The sequence below is a fragment of the Acidisoma sp. S159 genome (assembly GCF_009766125.1).
GTDB lineage: Bacteria > Pseudomonadota > Alphaproteobacteria > Acetobacterales > Acetobacteraceae > Acidisoma.
On sequence record NZ_LMUG01000054.1, the window covers coordinates 16,752 to 22,885 of the forward strand.

Here is a 6,134-nt window from a genome sequence, read left to right on the forward strand (position 1 = left end):
TAGGACAGCCTGCAGATGAAGGCATGCCTCGGGGTGTAACCTGTCGTCACCGTCGTAACGAGAGGGCGCGATTCGGAACGACCGTGCCATCTCGACGGCGACCTGCCGCATGACTTCAAAAGTCATACGCGCCTGAAAGGGCTTTGCATCACCTACACCTACGAGGATGAGGGCGCAGCAATCTGTGACGGCCGTCAGCGCCGCCAGCCAGGACTGATTTTCATGCTGCGAGCGGTAGTAGGCCAGCATCGGATAAGACAGATGACCTTCCAGCAGCTGCGCTCCCCACAGCTCCCACGCCCGCAAGAAATCGTCGAGTTCCCTGAGGGCCGTCGCGTGTTTGCACAACAATCCCGCAGCTGTGGGTGGAGATCCTGCTCGGCCGTCGAGCTGAATTACCAACACTTCCCTTCCCGAAAACAATTGGTGGATGAGCGGCAAATAGCCAATGACCAACGCGATGAAGCCAAGCCCAACGCCCGCTTCGATAACAGCGGTCAGCCGAGCAATACCGGAATGCGGTACGACGTCGCCGTAGCCCAAAGTAAAGAAGGTCACGCCACTCATGTAGAATTGATCGAATAGGGAGGAGCTGGCGCCGTTCTTAGCAGCCGGCTCCTGTGCCCATTCCAACACACCAAAGCCCAAGATTAAAGTAGTGGCCCAGGATGCGAAAAGACCAAGCATCGACAGAGCCCCAAAATGGCTGAGCATCCCTTCTCGACCGCGACCAGGTCCAAGCCTCGTCGCGATACTCGAGCAAGCCCGCCATACGGTGCGAAAATAGATCACCGCGAACCGCGTCCGCCGCTGCACGCGCCGTGGCAGAAGCATCACCTCGAACGCGTCCTGGAGAACGAGAACGATCGCCACAAATGCGAACGCCCCTATCACCGCGGCCCATGGCTGACTCAAATTCCCACCGATCTGCGCTCAATGTCTCTAACGAACCGGGAGAAGTCCCCCATCACCAAGCAGATTAACGCAGTTTGACTGAACTCCAAGGCCTAAGGGACTTCCCGCTCTGGCCCTGCTCTCCGTTTGTACCCCCTGCGCGCTGAACATCCTCTTTTGGTCGCGACGCCCAGGCGCGACTGAAAGTGGCGAAGGGAACGCAGATGTGATCCAATTCGCGGAACTCGTCGCCGAGGTCGTCCATGATGCTCTTACCATCCTGCTGGCTCGGAATGACCGAAGTGACCTTACCGTTCTCCGCGTCGACTTCGCGAAGCGCACGTCTAGCGCAAGCCTCCTCCGCCGCATGCGACTCGTCCGCGATGAGTTTGTTGGCTATCCGCTAGCGCCTCCATTCTCGGAAAAGGGCCTATGAAGGCGCCCATTTGTCCCCCAGAATGGCTTGATGAACCGTAATCTCCTAATCTACGGCGCGCTGGCTGTCGCAATTGTTTTCGAGGTCTTAGGAACTTCGTTTTTAAAACAGACGCAGCAGTTCACGAAATTACTGCCAACATTTTTGACGGCAATTAGCTATCTTGCGGCCTGCTATTTTCTAACGATCCCGATCAAGACGATGCCTATCGGTATCGCTTATGCGATCTGGAGTGGACTTGGCATCGTGCTGATCTCGTTTGTCGGCCTGATCTTTTACAAGCAACGCCTTGACGCTGCGGCTCTAATCGGCCTTGGCCTCATCCTGGCGGGCGTGATCGTGGTCAACGTCTTCTCAAAGTCCATTGAGCAATAAAGAGGCTTTCCGAGGTCGTGAGGCAGCGATCCGCGGCGATGCCCACGCGGCTGTTGGTGCACCGCATGGCAATTCTGCGACGGCCCCGACCCGGATTGGATACCGGAGATGTTGCCGAGCCGATGGGCCGACCTTGCCGCTCGAGCGCTAGCACTGTGTCTCGATGTCATCGGATCTGGCCGGCCCAGGTCCGATTACGGTCGGCGCCGTACGTCGGGCAGCGCAAACTGCCGCGAGTGCCTAGGCTTCGTTAGGCAATCATCGGCTGGTGGACGATGTCAATACGCAAGAAGGATTCTTCTCGCGTGTTGATTTGAGCGTCAAAAAGGTCAGTAATTTCCGTTGAGTGCTATAAAGGACGTTATAGCACTCTAAATAGCGGTCGTCGAGCGTTTTCTAAATAATGAGACGCCCTCTTGCATTAGTACCAACGTTTGGTATAATGCCTTCATGAGCAAGAATACCTCAGTTAGTTTAGGGGAGCACTTCACCAGCTTCGTCGAAGCACGGGTGGAGCAGGGTCGCTATAGCAACGCCAGCGAAGTGATGCGCGCAGGTCTGCGGCTCTTGGAAGAACAGGAAGCGAAGCTGGCAGCACTGCAATCGGCCCTCATCGAGGGCGAGCAGAGCGGCCCGGCAACACCGTTTGATTTCGATGCGTTCATTGCACGCAAGCGGGATGCACGCCCTTCGGTTAAATGACTGCCCGCTTCACACTGACGCCTCGTGCGCAGGGCGATCTCTCCGACATTTGGGACCACACCGCTAACCGCTGGGGCATCGCCCAGGCGGAAACCTACACGCGCCAGCTGGGTGCGCACGTGGCTATGGTGGCTGGCAATCCGGCGCTCGGCCGGGCATGCCCCGAAGTCCGCACGGGCTACTACAAATTTCAGTCAGGCGCGCACATCCTTTTTTATCGGATCATGGATAACGGCATAGAGGTCGTCCGCGTGCTGCACGAACGGATGGACTACGGGCAGCATCTTTAGCTGATGCTGAATTAATAACCGAAGCTGGTCCTTAGCCGGCAATACGTCGCAGCGCTTTGAACGCCGCCTTAAAATATTTCTCGGGACTGACCTCCGTCCCGTCTAGCCAACCCTTTAAAGCCAGCTTCATGAGGCCGATAGCGGTTGCAGCGGTCACTCGGCATGCCGTGTCGGTCTCAGGCAGACGTTTACGATCCGACAAGGCTTTCACCAGTATCATTTCAACATGCTCATACTTCGCCTGATCCCTGGCGCTGAGAATGGGCGTGTCTCGGATCAGTCGGGATACATTGCGCGTCTGCGGCGGAACGCCGAGCGCGACTACATCGATCAATGCATTCTCGACCATTTCTAGCAGGGGCTCATTGACCGGACGCCGTCCAATGGCTTCGGCAATAAGCTTCGGGAAGTCAGCCCTGGTGGAAAAGACAATCTCTTCCTTGGATTCAAAATAATGGAACAGGCTACGCCGCGAAACGTTGGCGGCCTCTGCTATGTCATCGAGCGTCGTAAACTCAAAACCATGTTTGATGAAAAGCCGAATAGCTTCGAGCTGGATTCGAGCATGGGTCTCCACGCGCTTGCGCTCACGCAAGCCACTTGGAATCGTTGAATTTTGCATCGCTTGCCTTTTTGCACTCGATGCACTATCTATACCAACCAATGAGGCCCCCTTGGAGATTTTCAACACAGAGGATAGCAAATATGGCGACATGGACCACAAAAGAAATTCCCAACCAGTTTGGAAAGCTAGCCGTTATCAGTGGCGCAACGGGCGGCCTTGGCTTGGAAACCGCGCTGAGTCTCGCTGGAGCAGGAGCGGAAGTCATCCTGGCTGGGCGCAACCTTACCAAAGGACGAAACGCCGAACGATTGATCCGTGACCGCTATAAAGAGGCGAAAGTGCGTTTTGAAATGGTCGATCTGGCTAGCCTTGCTTCTGTGGCCGATTTCGCCAACCGCATGTTGATGGCAGGTCGTCCGATCGACATTCTGGTTAACAATGCAGGCCTCATGGCGCTGCGCAAACGAGAGACCACAACAGACGGTTTCGAGATGCAGTTTGGGACAAACTATCTGTCTCATTTCGCACTGACGGCCCGGTTGTTGCCGCTGTTAAAGACGGCAAAGGCACGGGTGGTGCAACTTTCCAGCATCGCGCACCGGTCGGGGAGGATCGCACTCGATGATCTCAACTATAAGCAGGGCTACAAGCCGTTCCCAGTCTATTCGCAATCCAAGCTTGCGATGCTGATGTTCGCTATTGAGCTGGACCGGAAAAGCAAAGCAAAAGGTTGGGGTCTGACCAGCGTTGCGGCGCATCCTGGCTTTGCAAAAACGGACCTGGTCGCAAACGGACCGGCTTTGGGGGCTAATGCCCTAGTGCGGACAGCTATACCCATGATGGTGGGACCGCTCGGCCATTCGGCAGCCGCTGGTGCGCTGCCGACACTTATGGCGGCTACGATGTCAGGCGTGACCGGGGGACAATATTTCGGACCGCAGGGCTGGAACGAGTTCAAGGGACCGCCGGGACCAGGAAAGATCGAGGCACGTGCCTCTGACCCAAAAATCTCCGCAAAGCTGTGGACGGCGTCGGAAGAGATGACAGGCGTAGCTTTCGAGTAGACCGCTCACACTCTGGCACTCACAAAATCTACAAACCCACTGTTCAACTTTTAGAAAGAATGACGCTATGGCTCAATCAACAATCTGGTTCATCACAGGAGTTTCTCGCGGGTTCGGCCGCATTTGGACAGAAGCAGCACTTAAACGCGGCGATAGAGTTGCCGCGACTGCCCGCGACTCCAAGACATTAAGTTATCTCGTCACAACCTATGGCGAGTCCGTCCTTCCCTTGTCGCTCGACGTGACCAACCGTGATGCGGTGTTCGAAGCGGTCAAGAAGGCGCACCAGCATTTCGGCCGCCTCGACGTGGTACTTTGTAACGCGGGTTACGGCTACATGGGTGCGGTCGAGGAAGTTGTGGCGGCGGACGCCCATGCAAACTTTGATACCAATGTGTTCGGGACACTGTCCGTCATCCAGGCTGCCCTCCCGTTATTGCGCACTCAGGGCAGTGGCCACATCCTCACCGTGTCGAGCATCGGTGGTGTCATCGGTTTCCCAACAGGCGGAATTTACGCGGCTACAAAATTTGCTGTAGAGGGCATGACAGAGGCTCTCGCAGGTGAAGTCGCTGGCTTCGGCATAAAAGTCACCATCATTGAACCGGGAAGCTTCAAAACCGGATTTAGGTCTTCGATGAAAGCTGCACCGGCAATGGCGGAATACGATGGCGTGCGACAAGCTGTCTTGGGCTCGTTCAAGCCGGAGATGTCAGGTGACCCGACGGCGACCGCCGACGCCATCTTAAATCTCGTTGATGCGGACAAGCCCCCGCTGCGACTTCTGCTCGGAACTGGTCCTCTTCCCATGATTAAAAAACTCTATGAGGGGCGGCTCAATACCTGGGAACAATGGGCTGAAGTTTCTAATGCCGCGCAAGGCAGTCGTGCCGTCTAGAGCAAAAACCGACCGATCCGACTCGAAAGTTCTTCCCCGACGCGGCGGCGATCTGATTCTCTGTGCGTGCTGGAAGGGGGCAGCAAAGCATGGGACGGACTTTATCAGAAGACCTTCGTCTGCGCGTCATTGCGGCGGTCGAGGCGGGGCTATCCCGGCGCGCGGCGGCTGAGCGGTTCGGTGTCGGTATTGCAACCGCTATTCGCTGGATGCGGGCGTTCAAAGCGACGGGGTCGACGCGGGCGCAGCCAAAAGGCGGGGATCAACGCTCGCATCGCATCGAGGCATACCGGGACGTGATCCTCGGGGTTCTGTTGCAATGCGCCAGGAGGCGCCGCATTGGGGTAGAAGGCGGTGAGCAGCGGCGGACGGGTGATAGCGGTGGGGCGGGACGGCGGGTTCAAAGGGCGGCACTTCGCGTCTGAGGTCATTCTCTGGGCGTTGCGATGGTATCTGGCGTTCCCGATCAGCTACCGTGACCTCTCGGCGATGCTGGCGGACCGTGGCGTCGGGGTGGATCACACGACGCTGTTCCGTTGGGTCCAGGCCTACGCCGCGACACTGGAACGACGAGCGCGACAGCACTTGCGCCCATGCACCGGTTCCTGGCGGGTGGACGTCCTCCGCTACACAGTTGAATGAGACATCCCGTAAGCGGACGGTATCCGTGAGAGGGATGGACGATGACGACACAGCAGATGGATACCGTTGGCGCTGGCCACGGCGGCCGAATGTCGCGGCAGCGCAAGCGTGACGCGGTGCTGCGCCTCCTGCGGGGCGAGGATTTGGACATGGTATCCCGCTCGCTCGGTGTGACTGCGGCGACGCTGAACGGCTGGCGCGACGCCTTCCTCGACGGCGGCGAGGCCAGCCTGGCGACCAAGGCCCCGAATGGTGAGGAGCGCGAGAG

General features: G+C 57.5%; 8 protein-coding genes and 2 pseudogenes. 8 read left to right on the forward strand and 2 right to left on the reverse strand.

The annotated features are described in order from the left end of the window. On the reverse strand, positions 1-873 hold an 873-nt coding region (locus GSQ92_RS16390; RefSeq protein WP_216856847.1), incomplete at its 3' end, for a potassium channel family protein. Positions 874-1,360: 487 nt separating this feature from the next. On the opposite strand from GSQ92_RS16390, the gene GSQ92_RS16395 reads away from it, so the two are divergent. The 3 genes from GSQ92_RS16395 to GSQ92_RS16405 all read left to right on the forward strand — a co-directional run bounded on the left by GSQ92_RS16395 (position 1,361) and on the right by GSQ92_RS16405 (position 2,697). Continuing rightward, a complete protein-coding gene (locus GSQ92_RS16395; RefSeq protein ID WP_159013706.1) occupies positions 1,361-1,705 on the forward strand; it encodes a multidrug efflux SMR transporter in 345 nt (114 codons plus the stop codon). A 450-nt stretch (positions 1,706-2,155) separates the two neighbouring features. Continuing rightward, entirely contained in the window at positions 2,156-2,407 is a 252-nt protein-coding gene (locus GSQ92_RS16400) for a type II toxin-antitoxin system ParD family antitoxin (RefSeq protein ID WP_159013707.1), read from the forward strand. Then, positions 2,404-2,697: a type II toxin-antitoxin system RelE/ParE family toxin gene (locus GSQ92_RS16405; protein WP_159013708.1), complete on the forward strand. Its 294-nt coding sequence runs from the start codon at positions 2,404-2,406 to the stop codon at positions 2,695-2,697. Before GSQ92_RS16400 ends, GSQ92_RS16405 begins: the two co-directional genes overlap by 4 nt. Before the next feature lie 31 nt (positions 2,698-2,728). Here GSQ92_RS16405 and GSQ92_RS16410 read toward each other — a convergent pair whose 3' ends face one another. After that, the gene (locus GSQ92_RS16410) at positions 2,729-3,319 is read right to left on the reverse strand and encodes a TetR/AcrR family transcriptional regulator (RefSeq protein ID WP_216856848.1); all 591 of its coding nucleotides are present in this window, start codon (positions 3,317-3,319) and stop codon (positions 2,729-2,731) included. A gap of 83 nt (positions 3,320-3,402) precedes the next feature. Here GSQ92_RS16410 and GSQ92_RS16415 point away from each other — a divergent pair, with 83 nt between their 5' ends. The 5 genes and pseudogenes from GSQ92_RS16415 to GSQ92_RS31000 all read left to right on the forward strand — a co-directional run. Then, positions 3,403-4,326 (forward strand): SDR family oxidoreductase, encoded by a 924-nt coding sequence (locus GSQ92_RS16415; protein WP_159013709.1) that lies wholly within the window; start codon positions 3,403-3,405, stop codon positions 4,324-4,326. Positions 4,327-4,393: 67 nt separating this feature from the next. Then, positions 4,394-5,224, forward strand: coding sequence for an SDR family NAD(P)-dependent oxidoreductase (locus tag GSQ92_RS16420; RefSeq protein WP_159013710.1), 831 nt, complete (start codon positions 4,394-4,396; stop codon positions 5,222-5,224). 89 nt (positions 5,225-5,313) lie between these two features. Next, positions 5,314-5,464: pseudogene (locus tag GSQ92_RS30995) on the forward strand (helix-turn-helix domain-containing protein); the annotation flags it as partial. A gap of 141 nt (positions 5,465-5,605) precedes the next feature. After that, positions 5,606-5,842, forward strand: a pseudogene (locus GSQ92_RS16430) (IS6 family transposase); the annotation flags it as partial. A gap of 65 nt (positions 5,843-5,907) precedes the next feature. Beyond that, positions 5,908-6,134, forward strand: a 227-nt coding sequence (locus GSQ92_RS31000; RefSeq protein ID WP_371418561.1) for a helix-turn-helix domain-containing protein, incomplete at its 3' end; no start/stop codon positions are given.